At 69.6% G+C, this 14,108-nt stretch carries 12 protein-coding genes; 7 read left to right on the top strand and 5 right to left on the bottom strand.

The genetic code is table 11. The features are described 5' to 3' along the window. Nucleotides 1-241 precede the first annotated feature (241 nt). Nucleotides 242-1,018, top strand: coding sequence for a cyclase family protein (locus ACZ5ZX_RS33960; protein WP_465506076.1), 777 nt, complete (start codon nucleotides 242-244; stop codon nucleotides 1,016-1,018). Then, complete coding sequence (locus tag ACZ5ZX_RS33965; protein WP_465506077.1) at nucleotides 1,015-2,625, top strand: thiamine pyrophosphate-binding protein; 1,611 nt, start codon at nucleotides 1,015-1,017, stop codon at nucleotides 2,623-2,625. The genes ACZ5ZX_RS33960 and ACZ5ZX_RS33965 overlap by 4 nt, the downstream gene beginning before the upstream one ends. 4 nt (nucleotides 2,626-2,629) lie before the next feature. Here ACZ5ZX_RS33965 and ACZ5ZX_RS33970 read toward each other — a convergent pair whose 3' ends face one another. The 3 genes from ACZ5ZX_RS33970 to ACZ5ZX_RS33980 are packed head-to-tail and all read right to left on the bottom strand — an operon-like array spanning nucleotide 2,630 to nucleotide 6,608. Beyond that, nucleotides 2,630-3,892, bottom strand: a complete 1,263-nt coding sequence (locus tag ACZ5ZX_RS33970; protein WP_465506078.1) for a class I SAM-dependent methyltransferase — start codon at nucleotides 3,890-3,892, stop codon at nucleotides 2,630-2,632. A 27-nt stretch (nucleotides 3,893-3,919) separates the two neighbouring features. Further along, complete coding sequence (locus ACZ5ZX_RS33975) at nucleotides 3,920-5,305, bottom strand: FAD-binding oxidoreductase (protein WP_465506079.1); 1,386 nt, start codon at nucleotides 5,303-5,305, stop codon at nucleotides 3,920-3,922. Nucleotides 5,306-5,363: 58 nt separating this feature from the next. Further along, complete coding sequence (locus ACZ5ZX_RS33980; protein WP_465506080.1) at nucleotides 5,364-6,608, bottom strand: SGNH/GDSL hydrolase family protein; 1,245 nt, start codon at nucleotides 6,606-6,608, stop codon at nucleotides 5,364-5,366. A 113-nt stretch (nucleotides 6,609-6,721) separates the two neighbouring features. On the opposite strand from ACZ5ZX_RS33980, the gene ACZ5ZX_RS33985 reads away from it, so the two are divergent. The 4 genes from ACZ5ZX_RS33985 to ACZ5ZX_RS34000 all read left to right on the top strand — a co-directional run bounded on the left by ACZ5ZX_RS33985 (nucleotide 6,722) and on the right by ACZ5ZX_RS34000 (nucleotide 11,981). Continuing rightward, nucleotides 6,722-7,093: an MmcQ/YjbR family DNA-binding protein gene (locus ACZ5ZX_RS33985; protein WP_465506081.1), complete on the top strand. Its 372-nt coding sequence runs from the start codon at nucleotides 6,722-6,724 to the stop codon at nucleotides 7,091-7,093. Nucleotides 7,094-7,228: 135 nt separating this feature from the next. After that, nucleotides 7,229-8,395 (top strand): sensor histidine kinase, encoded by a 1,167-nt coding sequence (locus ACZ5ZX_RS33990; protein ID WP_465506082.1) that lies wholly within the window; start codon nucleotides 7,229-7,231, stop codon nucleotides 8,393-8,395. After that, nucleotides 8,392-9,057 carry a response regulator transcription factor gene (locus ACZ5ZX_RS33995; RefSeq protein WP_465506083.1) on the top strand — a complete coding sequence of 222 codons (666 nt, stop codon included), beginning with the start codon at nucleotides 8,392-8,394 and terminating at the stop codon, nucleotides 9,055-9,057. Before ACZ5ZX_RS33990 ends, ACZ5ZX_RS33995 begins: the two co-directional genes overlap by 4 nt. A 2-nt stretch (nucleotides 9,058-9,059) precedes the next feature. Next, complete coding sequence (locus ACZ5ZX_RS34000; protein ID WP_465506084.1) at nucleotides 9,060-11,981, top strand: AfsR/SARP family transcriptional regulator; 2,922 nt, start codon at nucleotides 9,060-9,062, stop codon at nucleotides 11,979-11,981. Here the strand turns inward: ACZ5ZX_RS34000 and ACZ5ZX_RS34005 are convergent. Next, the gene (locus ACZ5ZX_RS34005; protein WP_465506085.1) at nucleotides 11,953-12,393 is read right to left on the bottom strand and encodes a hypothetical protein; all 441 of its coding nucleotides are present in this window, start codon (nucleotides 12,391-12,393) and stop codon (nucleotides 11,953-11,955) included. The two genes, ACZ5ZX_RS34000 and ACZ5ZX_RS34005, sit on opposite strands and share 29 nt — an antisense overlap. Nucleotides 12,394-12,504: 111 nt before the next feature. After that, the gene (locus ACZ5ZX_RS34010) at nucleotides 12,505-13,245 is read right to left on the bottom strand and encodes a carbonic anhydrase family protein (protein ID WP_465506086.1); all 741 of its coding nucleotides are present in this window, start codon (nucleotides 13,243-13,245) and stop codon (nucleotides 12,505-12,507) included. Nucleotides 13,246-13,500: 255 nt separating this feature from the next. Between ACZ5ZX_RS34010 and ACZ5ZX_RS34015 the strand changes: the two genes are divergently transcribed. Then, nucleotides 13,501-14,007 (top strand): hypothetical protein, encoded by a 507-nt coding sequence (locus ACZ5ZX_RS34015; RefSeq protein ID WP_465506087.1) that lies wholly within the window; start codon nucleotides 13,501-13,503, stop codon nucleotides 14,005-14,007. The last annotated feature ends 101 nt before the right edge of the window (nucleotides 14,008-14,108 follow it).

A 14,108-nucleotide genomic window follows, 5' to 3' on the forward strand; every position in this document is an offset into this window, starting at 1 on the left:
CCGTTTGCGACTGTCTACACTGCTAACCAAGAGGGAAAAGTCTCAATGAACACAATTCACATTCCACAATGCCCAAATAATGCTATCGGGTGATCAGATGCGCAAGGCAAAGCGCAGACATGCCGTGACTTCCCAGCCCAGCCCCAGCCCAGCACCAGCCCAGCCCAGCCCAGCACCAGCACCAGCACCGCAAACCCGCCTAAAGTGACCGAGGCACCGCAGTCACTCCCGGGAGGCACGCATGTCGTTGTTGGCCCAGCTGAGCACCGCGATCACCTCGGGCGCGATCGAGGTCGTCGACCTCACCGCGCCGTTGAGCGCGAGCACACCCGTCCTGCAGCTGCCGGAGCCGTTCGCGAACACGATCCCGTTCGGCCTGGAGGAGATCAGCCGCTACGACGAACGCGGGCCGCGCTGGTACTGGAACAACATCCACACCGGCGAGCACACCGGAACCCATCTCGACGTCCCGGTGCATTGGCTGTCGGGCAAGGACGGCCACGACGTCTCCGAGGTTCCGCTGCGGACGTTGGTCGCGCCGGCGGTGGTGCTCGACGCGTCGGCCCGCGCGGCCGAAGATCCGGACTTCCTGTTGTCCGTCGACGACATCCGCGAGTGGGAGCGTGAGCACGGGCCGCTTCCCACGGGTGGATGGCTGCTCTACCGCACCGGGTGGGACGCCCGTTCGCACGAGCAGGAGGCGTTCCTCAACAACGACGAGAGCGGCCCGCATACGCCGGGGATCTCGGCGGACTGTGCCCGCTGGCTCGCCGAGGAGGCGCCGATCACCGGGTTCGGGGTGGAGACGGTGGGCACGGACGCGGGCCAGGCGCTGGCCCTCGAACCGGCTTTCCCCTGCCACGAACTCCTGCTGGGGGCGGGAAAGCACGGGTTGACCCAGTTGCGGAACCTGGCGAGCCTGCCGCCGACCGGGTCGCTGTTGATCGTCAGCCCGCTCCCGATCGTCGGCGGCTCCGGCAGCCCTGCCCGGGTCTACGCGCTGGTGGAACGGGTATGAAGGTCGCGGAACTGGTCGGCCGCACGTTGGCGGAACTCGGCGTGGGTGCCGCGTTCGGGGTCGTCGGCAGCGGCAATTTCGAGGCCACCAACGGGTTGCGGGCCGGGGGAGTGCGGTTCGTCGCCGCGCGGCACGAGGGCGGCGCGGCGAGTATGGCCGATGCGTACGCGCGGATGAGCGGCCGGATGTCAGTGCTGAGCCTGCATCAGGGCGTCGGGTTGACCAACGCGATCACCGGGATCACTGAAGCGGCCAAGAGCCGGACACCGATGATCGTCCTCGCCGCCGACACCGCGGCGTCGGCGGTGCTGTCGAACTTCCGGATCGACCAGCACGCGCTCGGAACCGCCGTCGGTGCCCTGCCGGAACGCGTCCACAGCGCGGCGACCGCGGTCGCCGACACCGTCCGCGCTTACCGGACGGCCTGGCAGCGACGCCGGACCGTCCTGCTCAATCTCCCGCTTGACGTCCAAGCCCAGGAAGCGCCCGAAACGGTCCCGGTGCCGGGAATCGACGGCCCGGCGCCGATCCGGCCCAGCGTCGAGGCGGTCGCGAAACTGGCTGATCTTCTCGCCGAAGCCCGGCGCCCGATGTTCGTCGCCGGTCGCGGTGCGCGGGCGGGTTCCGTGGCCCTGCGGGAACTCGCTGAGGTCTCCGGCTCGCTGCTGGCGACGTCGGCGGTGGCACACGGCCTCTTCCACGACGATCCCTTCTCGGTGGGGATCGCGGGCGGGTTCTCGTCCCCGAGGACGGCCGACCTCATCGGTGACGCCGACCTCGTGGTCGGCTGGGGCTGCGCGCTGAACAGGTGGACCACGCGGCACGGCACGCTCCTCGGTCCGGCGGCCCGCCTGGTCCAGGTCGACGTCGAACAGGCCGCGCTCGGCGCCCACCGCCCGATCGACCTGGGCGTCGTCGGTGATGTCACCAGCACCGCCGAGGACGTCCACGCGGAACTCGGCAGGCGCGGTCACCACGCGAGCCGCAAGGTCCCGACCGGCACACGATGGAACGACGTGCCGTATAACGACCTATCCGGCGACGGGAGGATCGATCCGCGCACCCTCAGCCGCCGTCTCGACGAGATCCTTCCCGCCGAACGCGTGGTCTCGGTCGACTCCGGCAACTTCATGGGCTACCCGAGCGCGTATCTGTCCGTCCCCGACGAGAACGGCTTCTGTTTCACGCAGGCGTTCCAATGCGTCGGGCTCGGTTTCGGCACGGCCATCGGCGCCGCACTGGCCAGGCCGGACAGGCTACCGGTGCTCGCCGTCGGCGACGGCGGGTTCCACATGGCCCTCTCGGAACTGGAAACCGCTGTACGGCTGAAGATCCCGCTCGTGGTCGTCGTCTACAACGACGCCGCGTACGGCGCCGAGATCCACCACTTCGGCGCCGCGGACCTGACCACGGTCCGGTTCCCCGACACCGATATCGCGGCGATCGGCCGCGGCTTCGGCTGCGAGGGCGTCACCGTGCGATCGGCCGAGGATCTGGCCGCGGTCACGGAATGGCTCGGCGGGCCACGGGACGCGCCGCTCGTCGTCGACGCGAAGATCGCCGACGACGGCGGCTCGTGGTGGCTGGCCGAGGCCTTCCGTCACTGACGTTCTAGACGCCCCAGTCCGGCCGCAACGGCATGCCGGAGTCACCGTCCGGACCGACCTTCACCCCGAGCACCTGGTGCAGTTCGATTTCCCGTCGCTCGAAGGCGAGGCGGCAGGCGGCCATGTACAGCGCCCAGACGCGGCTCCGCCCGGCGCCCGCTTCGGCGACGGCCGCGTCCCAGTTCGCGTCGAGGTTGGCGCACCACGCGCCGAGGGTGGTGGCGTAGTGCTCGCGGAGGTTCTCCGAGTGCCGTACCTCGAGCCCGCTGTCGTGCATCGCGGTGGCGATCTCCCCGACGGACTCCAGCTCGCCGTCGGGGAAGACGTACCGGTCGATGAACCCGCGCGATCGATGCGGGACGGAGGTGTCCGGGTTGGTGATGCAATGGTTCAGCAACCGCCCTTGCGGCTTCAGTTTCCCGGCCAGGAAACGGAAGTACGACGGAAGGTTCCGAGCTCCGATGTGCTCGGTGAGCCCGATCGACGACACGGCGTCGAAACCGGTTTCGGTGACGTCGCGGTAGTCGAGGTGCCGTACCTCGGCCCGGTCCGCGAGCCCCTTGGTCACGATGTCCTTCTGCGCCCACTGCGCCTGTTCGCGCGAAAGGGTGACGCCCAGCGCCTCGACGCCGTAGTTCGCGACGGCGTGCTCGACCATTCCGCCCCAGCCGCAGCCGACGTCCAGTAGCCGCATCCCCGGTTTGAGGGCGAGTTTCCGGCACACCAGGTCGAATTTGTGTTCCTGCGCCTCTTCCAGCGACGCGTCGGCGGAGGGGAACGCGGCGCAGGTGTAGGCCATCGACGGGCCCAGAACGAGTTCGTAGAACCGGTTCGAGACGTCGTAGTGGTTCGAGATCGCGTTGCTGTCGCGTGCTTTCGAGTGCCGCAGCCCGTCGAAGACGCGTTTGACGCGGCTCGGCAGTTCTTCGGCGGGTGGGGTGACCCGGCGCAGATGCCTGGGGCCGAGCTCGCGCAGCAGCCACAGGCGATCCGCGGTGCTGAGCTGATCGACCTGAGCCACGAGGGCACGCAGCGCCGTGTACAGGTCACCGTCCACGTCGAGCGCGCCGGCGACATAGGCGCGCGCGAGACCGAGGTCTCCCGGTGAGGACATCAGGTAGGTCAGCGCCAGTGGCGAGCGCACCTGGATCGACACCGGCGCGTCCGCCGGGCCGCTCGTGCTGCCGTCGTAGGCGGTGATGGACACTTGGGCGCTCGGGCCGAGCAACCGCTCGAAGATCTTCCCGACGGTCGTGTTCTCAGCCATGTTCGTCTCTCTTCTTCCCGGCCCGGGTCACCGCCGCCGCACGCATTTCGCGTACAGGTCGAGCAAGCGGCCGTCCGGGTCGTAGTCCGTCTTCAGTTTCCGGTAGGCGTCGCCGTTGTACAGCCGCCAGAACTCGTCTTCGGTGTAGAAACTGTCGGAGTACAGCGATTTCCGCCCGCCGAGTCGCGTCACTTCGGCTTCGATCAGCCGATTGTGCGTATCCGGTTCCTCACCGGGGTCCAGCGGGACCGCGGACCAGAAGCCGAAGTTGACGTACAGCGTTTCGGGGTCCAATTCGTACAGCGGCGAGTTCACGCCGCCCGGCCGTTGCTTCAGCGGGCAGACCCACACCGGGCTGATCGGGATCTCGCGGCGGAAGAACTCCAGGAACTCCGCGGCCCGTGACAGCGGCACCTCGATGTCCTGGACGACGGTCTCTTCCGGAGGGAGACCGCGCAGCTTGAGCAGCTTCGCGGCGATCCCGAACCGGCGGTCGAGCGCCACCGCCTTCCAGTAGACCGACGACCGCAGCAGCCGCCTGCCCAGCACCAGCCGGGGGAGCCGGTGCTGCACGCCGAACGCCCGCGAGCACCAGAACCAGTCCGTGTCCCAGCGCCACAGGTAGTCCCGGACGCTCAGGTGATCGGTCTCCCGTTGGCGGATCGACTTGTAGTAGATGTCGAGCCAGGTGTAGTCGCTGGTCGCGGGGGCGGAGGTGGTGAACGTGCCCAGCGTCAGGTACTGCTCGCCGGGACCGAAGACCGTCCCGTCCACGAAATCGGCGGACCCGTTTCGGCAGGCTTCGCCGAGTGCGGCGAAGTACTCCTCGGTGTCGTCGTAGCGGACGTGGTCGAGCCGCACGTACGGTTTGACCGGCTCCAGTTCGATCTTCAGCCGCAGCGCGTAGCCGAGCGTCCCGTACGAGTTCGGGAAGCCGTGGAACAGGTCGCTGTGCTCGTTGTCCGCCCGCGCGACGACGACCCTGCCATCGCCGGTGAGCAATTCCATCTCCAGCACCGATTCGTGCACGAGACCGTTGCGGAACGACGACGACTCGATGCCGAGGCCGGTGACCGCGCCGCCGAGCGTGATCGTCTTGAGCTGCGGCACGACCAGCGGCATCAGCCCGTGGGGCAGGGTCGCGTCCACCAGTTGCTCGTAGGTGACCATCCCCTCGACGTCGGCCGTTCGGGCCAAGGGATCGACATCGAGCACGTGCGTGAACCCCGAGACGTCCAGTCCCGGGGTACTGGTCGCCGTTCGCGCGCGGAACAGGTTCGACGTCCGCTTCGCCAGCCGGATCGTGCCGTGCAGGCCGGCCAGTTGCGCACGGAGGGTCTCCGTGCGCGCTTCGTGTTCGGCGAACCGGACCAACCGCGCCGTCGCTCGGATGCCGCTGTCGTTGCTAGCCATCATTGATCGCCATCAACTCATCGTGCCTGACGAAACCGCCGCGCGCAGCCCTCAATCTCTACCTGAGCCGCGGCAAGGGAACGGCGTCGGCCATCGCCGTGAAGCCCTTGTCGCCGGGGTGGAGGTGATCGCCGGAGTCGTACTCGGGTTTCATCCGCTGCGGATCGGCCGGATCGCGGATCACCGCGTCGAAGTCGATGTAGCCGTCGAACAGCCTGCTCGTCCGGATGAACCGGTTGACCGCCTGCCGGGTCTCCTCGAGTTCCGGGGTGTAGGAACGCCAGCCTTTCCACGGCGTGATCGTCGCGCCGAGCACCCGCAGGCCGCGGTCGTGTGCCCGGGTGGCGATCTGTTTCAGCGCCGAGATGATCTTGCCCGGATCGGCCTGATGCGGTGTCTGCTGGATGTCGTTGATGCCTTCGAACACGATCGCCGTCCGCGCGCCGGACTGGCTCAGCACGTCCCGGTCGAGCCGTGCCAGCGCGTTGACCCCGTAGTTGCCGCCGTCGAGCAGCAGCCGGTTCCCGCTGATCCCGGCGTTGAGCACACCCATGCGCGCGCTGATCTTGTCGGCGAGCTGATCGGGCCAGCGCAGGTTGGCGCCCCAGGTCGAGTTCGCCCCGTCGGTGATCGAGTCGCCGATCGCGACGACGCTGCCCCGCAGGCCGTGGCCGCGGACGTCCACTCCGGACACGTAGTGCCAGACTGCGGTCCGTTCCGGGAACGCCGCCGCCGACTCGTCGGCCGCCTTGTCGCTGTCGCGGGTGAAGTACGAGTTCTGCATGGCCAGCGGGTGGTGGGTGACCGGACCGGACGGCGTCGGAGTGTAGGTGGTCACCAGGAGGTCGCCGTCCCTCGGCACGTTCAGCGCCGCGCCGTCGCTGACGACGTCGGCGCCCGGCGGCACGGTGACCTCGCGGTCGCCGCCGAAGGTGAGCGTGCGCATCGTGCCGGGGACGGCCTGCGGGGTGTCCGGTCCGGCGGCGACCGCGACCGTCACCCGGCCGAACAGCACCGGCGTCCGGCCGAAGGCGTTGGACAACCGCACGCGGACCTCGTGCCCGCCGGCGCTGGTGTGCACGATGTTGCGGATCGAGAAGTTCGGGTACCCGTTGTCGGTCCCGGCCACCCCGGCCGCGGGCGCGGCCGCCCAGGTGCCCACCCATCCGCTCGTGGTCGCGCTCTCCACCTGGCTCTCCGGGGCCGCCGCCGCGGCTCCCGGCACGACCCCCAGCAGCAGGATCGCCGCCACCAGTAAGCGCTTTCCCGAATGCTCTCTTCGAAGGACACGGTTCAGTCGCATGTCGTCACGCCTCCACCCGGTCGGCTCCGCTCATCGTCGGTGAATCACCGACCGCCGGTCAATGCGCGGCGCAGGACAGGTTTCTGTCGGTGGGGGTGGTTAGCCTGAACGCCATGAAGCCCACCGCTCTCGCGAAGCTTTGCCTCGCCCTCCCAGGCGCCCGTGAAGAATTCCCCTTCGGTGAGGACAACAGCGTGTTCAAGGTCGCGGGCAAGGTGTTCGCGCTCAGCAGGCTCAAGGCGGAACCGCTGCGGATCAGCCTCAAATGCGAGCCCGATCTGGCCGTCCGGTTGCGTGCCGAGCATCCGGCGATCATCCCCGGCTACCACCTGAACAAGCAGCACTGGAACACCGTCGAGCTGGACGGTTCGCTGACCGACGACTTCGTCCGCGAAATGATCGAGGACTCCTACGACCTCGTCGTCGCGGGTTTGCCGAAGCGGGAACAGGAGAAGCTGAAGTGGGTCGCGCTGAGCCAAGAGTGACCGGGCCGGGAGTGCGCGGCCCGCGTTTCATCCGGATTTCATCGGTCCGTGCTCGCCCGGCCTCCTACCGTGGGCGGAGACGGGTGCCGACCGCCGCACGATGACGGGCCTTCCCGCACTTCCTAGGCTGAGGCGGTGCTGGAGATCTTGCGGGACCGGTTGCGGGCGAGGGTGCAGGTCAGCCTCGCCAGGGCCGGGCTGACCCTGCCGTGGTGGGTGCCGGTGAGTTCCACCGTGGTGAGCGCGGTGTTCGCGGTGGTCGCCCTGATCCAGCGGGACGCCTTGCTGCCGCCGACCCCGGTGGCGCTGGCCGGGCTGGTCGTGATCGCCAGACCGCTGATCTGGGCCACCACCGATTGGGTCGTGCCGTGGGTGCGGATGGCCGCGCTGATCGTGGCGGCCGCGGTCCTGCTCACCGAGCCGGTGCTCCCGGATTTCGCGCCGTTGCTGCTGCTGATGGCGGCCACCGAGGCGGGCAGTATCCTGCGGACGCCGCTGGCGGTCGCCCTCGTGACCGTCACGGGTGAACTGGTCCTGGTCGTTGCCGGGGTCTGGGGAGGGCTGGTCGGCGGGCCCGTGTACATGGTCGCGGTCCTGCTCGGCCTCTGCGGTGGGCTCGTGGTCCGCTGGTACACCCGGGCGCTGGACGCCGAACGCGGCGCCCGCGACGTCTCCCGCGACAAGGCCTTGCTCGCCGAGCGACAGCGGATCGCGCGCGAGGTGCACGACGTCGTCGGTCATTCGCTGAGCATCACGCTGCTGCACCTGACCGGGGCGCGGCGCGCGCTGCAGCAGGACCGCGACGTCGACGAGGCGATCGAAGCGCTGACCGAAGCCGAGCAGGTGGGACGCGCCGCGATGGCCGACATCCGCCGCACGGTCGGCCTGCTCGCCGACACCCCGTCGGGCAGCTCCCCGCTGCCGGGGGTGGAGGACATCGCGACGCTGGTGGAACGCACCAGGGCCGCCGGGGTGGCGGTGCGCTATACACAGGAAGGCGACCTCGGCCGGGTAGGCGCCTCGGAAGGATTGGGTCTCTACCGGATCGTGCAGGAATCATTGGTCAACGTCGTCAAGCACGCCCCCGGCGAGACAGCGGAGGTCCGGCTGAACGCCGGCCGGTCGGGTGCGAAGCTCACGGTCAGCAACTCCCTCCCCACGACCGTCCGGCGCACGTCCGAGGACGGGTCGGGGCTGGCGGGGATGGCCGTTCGCGCGGCCCAGCTCGGCGCCGACCTCAGCGCCGGGCCCAGCGGCAGGCAGTGGATCGTGGAGGTCGTCGTGCCGGGGGCCAAGCCGTGACCGCCGCCGCGGAGATCCAGGTGCTGCTGGTCGACGATCAGGAGCTGGTCCGGTCCGGGCTTCGGCGCATCCTGCGGCGCCGCGACGGGTTCGTCATCGCGGGGGAATGCGGCGACGGTTCGGAAGTGCCCGCGGCGCTGACCGCGAACGAGGTCGACGTCATCGTGATGGACCTGCGGATGAAGGACGTCGGCGGGGTCGAGGCGACCAGGCGGCTGCGGCGGTCCGGTGGCCATCCGCCGGTGCTCGCGCTGACCACCTTCGACGACGACAGCCTGCTCGCCGACGCGCTACGGGCGGGGGCGGCGGGTTACGTCCTCAAGGATTCCCCGGCCGAAGACCTGATCCGGGCCGTGCGCGCGGTCGCCGCCGGCGACGCCTGGCTCGACCCCGGGGTCACCGGCCGCGTGCTCGCCGCCTACCGGAAGGCCGCCGGGAACGGCAGCGGCGGGCTCTCGCCCGAGCTGCTGACACCGAGGGAACAAGACGTGCTCCGGGCCATCGGCCGCGGGCTGACCAACGCGGAGATCGCCGCGTCGCTGGTGATCTCGGAGGTGACCGTGAAAAGCCACATCGGCCGGATCTTCACCAAGCTCCAGCTGCGTGACCGGGCGGCGGCGATCGTCTACGCGTTCGATCACGGGATCGTGGTGCCGGGCTAGTCATGGGAAACGAAGGGGGGATGACCATGCCGGACTCGCTGCGCTTCGAGGTGCTCGGCCCGCTGCGGGCCTGGCAGGGGGAGACACGGCTGGATCTCGGCCCGCTCCGGCAGCAGGCCGTGCTGGCCGCGCTGGTGCTGCGCCCGGACGTGACCGTCAGCCATCACGAACTCACCGACGGGCTCTGGGAACGCCCGCCGGAGTCGAACGTGCTGCCGGTGTACGTGCGACGGTTGCGGCAATGCCTGGACACCTCCGGGCAGCGGCCGCGGGACTCGGTGATCGTGTCCGACCGGGGCGGCTACCGGTTCGCCAGCGCCGGTGTGCGGTTGGACGTGGCGCGGCTGGAGGAGATGGCCGCCGTCGCGGCCGCCGCCGAAGAGACGGGCGACCTGGTCACCGCGGTGGAGACCTTCGCCGACGCGCTCCGGTTGTTCCACGGCGAGCCGCTGACGGGGCTGCCCGGCGCGTTCGTGCAGGGTGAGCGGCGACGGCTGGAGGAGCGCAGGCTTCTGCTGCTGCGCCGGAAACTGGGCGCGCAGCTGAAACTCGGCCGGTTCGACGAGGTGATCGGCGAGTTGTCGGCGCTGGTGTCCGCCGATCCGCCGAGCGAACCGCTGGCCGCCCTGCTGATGCGGGCCCTCTATGGCGGTGGGCGTCAGGCGGAGGCGCTGGAGGTGTTCACCGACGTCCGCGAGCGGCTGATCGACCAGCTCGGCGTCGAGCCGGGCGAGGAATTACGGCAGGTCCAGGAATCGGTGCTCCGTGGTGACGACGCGCTGCTCGGCGTGGCCCAGCACCGGGAAGCACAGCGCCGGGAGGCTCCGCGCCGGGTCCGCAACGAACTGCCCGCCACCAACGGCGAACTCGTCGGGCGGGACCGGGAACTCGCGCTGCTCGTCGAGGAAGGCGATCCGGAGTCGGTCTCGGTCGACGCCATCGATGGCGTTCCCGGCGCGGGGAAGACGACGCTCGCGGTATGCGCGGCCCACCGGATCCGCGAGTCCTATCCGGACGGTGCGCTGTTCGTGGATCTGCACGGATACACCGAAGGCCGCGAGCCGGTGACCCCGGAACGTGCCCTGCGGCGGCTGTTGCGCGCGGTCGGCGTCGAAGACATCGCCATGCCGGACGATCTCGACGAGCTGTCCGCGTCGTGGCGGGCGGCGACCGCGCAGCTGCGATTGCTGCTGGTGCTCGACAACGCCGAATCCGCCGGGCAGGTCCGGCCCTTGCTGCCTGCCGGTCCGGGCAGTCGCGTGCTGGTGACCAGCCGCCGCCGTCTGTCCGGTTTGGACGCCGATCACCGCATTTCCCTTGGCGCGCTGGGACTCGAAGCCGCGGAACGACTGCTGAGCCGCATCGTGGGCGCGCCGAGGGCCGAGGGGGAGCGGTTCGCCGTGCGCGCGCTCGCCGGGTTGTGCGGACGGCTGCCGCTCGCGCTGCGGATCGCGGGCGCCCGGCTGCAGAACCGTCCGATGTGGACGTTCAAGGATCTGGTGGACCGGATGTCGGACGACGAGCGGCGGCTCGGCGAACTGACCGCCGAGGACCGCAGTGTCGAGGTGGCGCTGAGCCTGTCGTACGAGCAGCTGCGGCCCGCCGAGAAACGCGCGTTCGGTGCGCTCGGACTGTCGCCGACGCCCGAGTTCGACAGCCTTTCGGTGGCCGCCCTGCTGGACTGCTCACCGGCCGAAGCCGAGCGTCGGCTGGAAAACCTGGTCGACGCGAGTCTCGTGCAGGAACCGGCGAGCGGCCGCTACCGGCTGCACGATCTGGTGGCGGTCTACGCGCGACGGCTCGCCGGAGAGCTGCCCGGCGACGTCGTCGGAGCCGCGCGGAACCGGGTGTACGGCCTGTACCTCAAGGCCGCGCGCCGGGCGAGCGAATGGGGAGTCGCGCGGTTCCCGGTGGAGCGGGGCGCCGGGCCGTTCACCGGACAACGGGACGCTTCCGCGTGGCTCGACGCCGTCGGCGACCTGCCCGAAGTGGTCACCCAGGCCGCCGAAGCAGGGCTGGACGGCGTCGCCTGCTCGATCGCCGAAGGACTGGTCGACTACCTCGCGCGCCAGCAGCGGTACCACGAATGCCGGACCGCGCTGCAGATCGCGCTGCCCTTGGCCGAACGGGCCGAAGACGAACGGCTGGTCTCGTCGCTGCGGTTCTGTCTCGGCTACGCCTACGGCATGCAGGGACAGCTCGACCGGGCGCGCGGCTGGTTCGACGACGCGCTGCGAGCGGGACAGGCCTGCGGCGACCGCGGGGTGGAGGCGCGGGCACTGGGCGGGCTCACCATGGTGGACCTGATCGCCGGCCGGCACGACCTCGCGTTGCCGGGGATGCGGCGGGTGATGACCATGGCCGACGAGGTGGGGGACGGGTGGCTCGCCGAACGGTCGCTGTCGGCGCTCGGCTATCTCGCCTATACGCGGGGCGAGTACGAAGAAGCGCTGGAGCATCTCGCCCGCGCCCGCGACCTGAGCGAGGAGATCGGCAGCGCCGGGATGCTGGCGCGGGTGCTGTGCCACAGCGGCACCGTCCGTCTCGAAATCGGGAGGTTCGCCGAAGCCGCGTTGGATCTGCGGCGTTCGGTCGAACTGGCGGAGGAGACGACCGACGGCCTGCTGGCCGCGAGCAGCCTCGCGCGGCTGGGCGCGGCGGAACTGGAACTCGGGAACCTCGACGAGGCGTTCGAGCTCCAGCGGCGGGCGCTGACCGCGGTCACCGAGGAGACCGTCGTCGGGATGGAGTCCGAGATCCGCAACCGGCTCGGCCGCACCCATCTCGCCGCGGGCGATCCGGTGGCCGCCAGGGAGCACTTCGAATGGGTGCTGACCACCATGGGGCCCGACGGCGACGCCCAGCAACGCGCCCTCGCGCTGGAAGGTCTGGACCTCACCAGACAGTCGGCACGCCGGCGTTGATGATCGTGAAGCGGTGCCCTGCCATGGTCGTGCGCCACCGTTCGAAGTAGGCGTCACCGGCTTCGGTCAGGTGGACCCCGGGGCGTACCTCATGGACGACGCACGCCCAGTCCGCGCCGTCGCACAGCACCAGTTCCCGCGGTGCCCCGCGCTTCCGGAGTACGGACGCGCACAGGGCACCGCGCCTGCTGACGGTGCCGTCGTCGAGACAGCGCCGGAGGTCGTCGACGGCCTGGGCGGCGGTCTCGAACAGCGTCCACCGGTACTTGGGCGCCGGGCGGCCGGTGGCCCACGGCGTGGAGAACGCGGTCCAGCTCCAGCCCGGTCCGACGACCCCGTCCAGCTCCCCGGGACTCGGCCTGTCGTCCCTGGGCACCACCGTGTTGTACGGGCTCCGGCTCGCCGGGCTCATGCACGCCTCCTCGTCGGACACCGGTCCGCGGCTCGCGGATCCGTGCCCGGAACCGTAAGGAGGCGCCATGAAATCCCGATGAAACGTTCGCCGTGCTTCTGTCCTGTTCGGTCAGTTCCCCGGCACCAGGGTCAGGTGCCGTCCGTTCAACGGCTGGGTCGTCCGCGCGTTGCCGTCCCCGAACAGGGATTGGAACCGCGCGATCGTCGCCGGGGAGACGGTCTGCTCGGACATCAGGAACCATTGCACGCCTTCGGTGAACGGCGCCGTGGTGAGGGAGCCGCTGTAGCGGAGCGTGCTCCGGTCGCGGGGAAGGAGCGTGTTCAGGTCGAAGTCCGCCAACGCGACCGTCTCACCGCATTCCGGCGCGAGTTTCGCCAGGACGTGATCCACCGGCGACGTGGCGCCCGCGCGTAGGGGAACCCCGATCACCAGCAGTTTCCCGGCGGCGCTGCGGTGCACGAAATGCATTTCCAGCGGATCGGCACGGCCGGCGAAGCGGTGTTCGGACGGGGTGTGGAAATGGAACTGTTCGAGTTCGTACCGGACCCCGGCCAGCGTGACGTGGCCGGTGCCGGGCCGTACCACCGCCTCTTCGGTTTCTTCGTGATTTCTCGTACTGCATCCGCCGGAATCCGATGCGTCCTTCCGGATGTATTCCAGGTCCAGGTCGGAATGGCCGTAGGAGACGGACAGCCTCGGGAGGGTCGGATCGAACCGGATCGCGCCGGGGGAGATGTCGACCGGGCTCTGTGACGGCTGCCGCGACTGGGCGCTGGTGCCGCCGGCGGTGAGCAGGACTCCGGTGAGTGCGAGGGGAACGACGAATGCGGTAAGGCGCCTGCGCGTCACGCTCTGAACCTTTCGAGGACCCGGATGAACTGTGCTCATCCGGTCACGGTGTTTCGAGAAAAGTGCGGCCTCACCCCATGGGGTGGTGCGCGAGAAGAAACATCTTTTTCCTCCGCGACGAAATGCGCAAGTCCACTGAGCAGGGCAATTTCCGGCACATTTCCCTCGATTCGTACGAAACGGAGTGTGATCTGCGTCGGGTTTCCGCGAAAGTCTTACTGTGCGCGTCCGGGGCGACACCCGTAGTATCCGAGCGTGTCGATCTTGACTGTGTTCCTCAGCTTGGTGGCCCTTTTTCCCGCCGTGGACCCGGTTTCCCACGTCGGCGCCTGCCAGGGGACGGAAGGAGTGACGGTCGCCGTCGACCTCGAAGGTGCCGGTCGGTCCGAGGTGCTCGTGCGCTGCGTACCCGGATCACCCGGCGACGCGCGGACCGCGCTCGAGCGCTCCGGGCTCGACGTGCATCTCGGGAGCGGAAGCGGGCCATACGGGGATTCCCGCTACGTCTGCCGGGTCGAAGGCCGGCCCGTCGTCGATTCCTGCGACGGCCATCGGGACGGTGCGCCGTTCTGGAAGGTGTGGCGGGTCGGTGTCGATCCCGTCGCCTGGCGGGAATCCCGGACTCAGGGCGGTCCTGCCGCGGTACGCGTCTGTCCTGGCGGCCTCGTCGGCTTCGGTTTCGGAGCCAAGACGTCGCAGATGACGGTGGCGCCCGAGCAGGTGGTGACCACGCCAGGCTGGCTCCCGCCCGGCTGCTCGTGAGTGGCGATTAGGGTTTTTAAACGCAAGGGGACAGACGTCCACCCGGGGCCACCGGGGTGGCGGCGTGTCGGTGGTTGTGGTCGGGCTACCCAATTTAGACG

Source organism: Amycolatopsis sp. NPDC033938, from assembly GCF_055575975.1.

Coding starts and splice junctions, on each gene's coding strand:
- ACZ5ZX_RS33965 (WP_465506077.1), top strand. CDS start 1,015: ATGAAGGTCGCGGAACTGGTCGGCCGCACGTTGGCGGAACTCGGCGTG.
- ACZ5ZX_RS33975 (WP_465506079.1), bottom strand. CDS start 5,305: ATGGCTAGCAACGACAGCGGCATCCGAGCGACGGCGCGGTTGGTCCGG.
- ACZ5ZX_RS34005 (WP_465506085.1), bottom strand. CDS start 12,393: ATGAGCCCGGCGAGCCGGAGCCCGTACAACACGGTGGTGCCCAGGGAC.
- ACZ5ZX_RS33960 (WP_465506076.1), top strand. CDS start 242: ATGTCGTTGTTGGCCCAGCTGAGCACCGCGATCACCTCGGGCGCGATC.
- ACZ5ZX_RS34000 (WP_465506084.1), top strand. CDS start 9,060: ATGGGAAACGAAGGGGGGATGACCATGCCGGACTCGCTGCGCTTCGAG.
- ACZ5ZX_RS33970 (WP_465506078.1), bottom strand. CDS start 3,892: ATGGCTGAGAACACGACCGTCGGGAAGATCTTCGAGCGGTTGCTCGGC.
- ACZ5ZX_RS33985 (WP_465506081.1), top strand. CDS start 6,722: ATGAAGCCCACCGCTCTCGCGAAGCTTTGCCTCGCCCTCCCAGGCGCC.
- ACZ5ZX_RS33980 (WP_465506080.1), bottom strand. CDS start 6,608: ATGCGACTGAACCGTGTCCTTCGAAGAGAGCATTCGGGAAAGCGCTTA.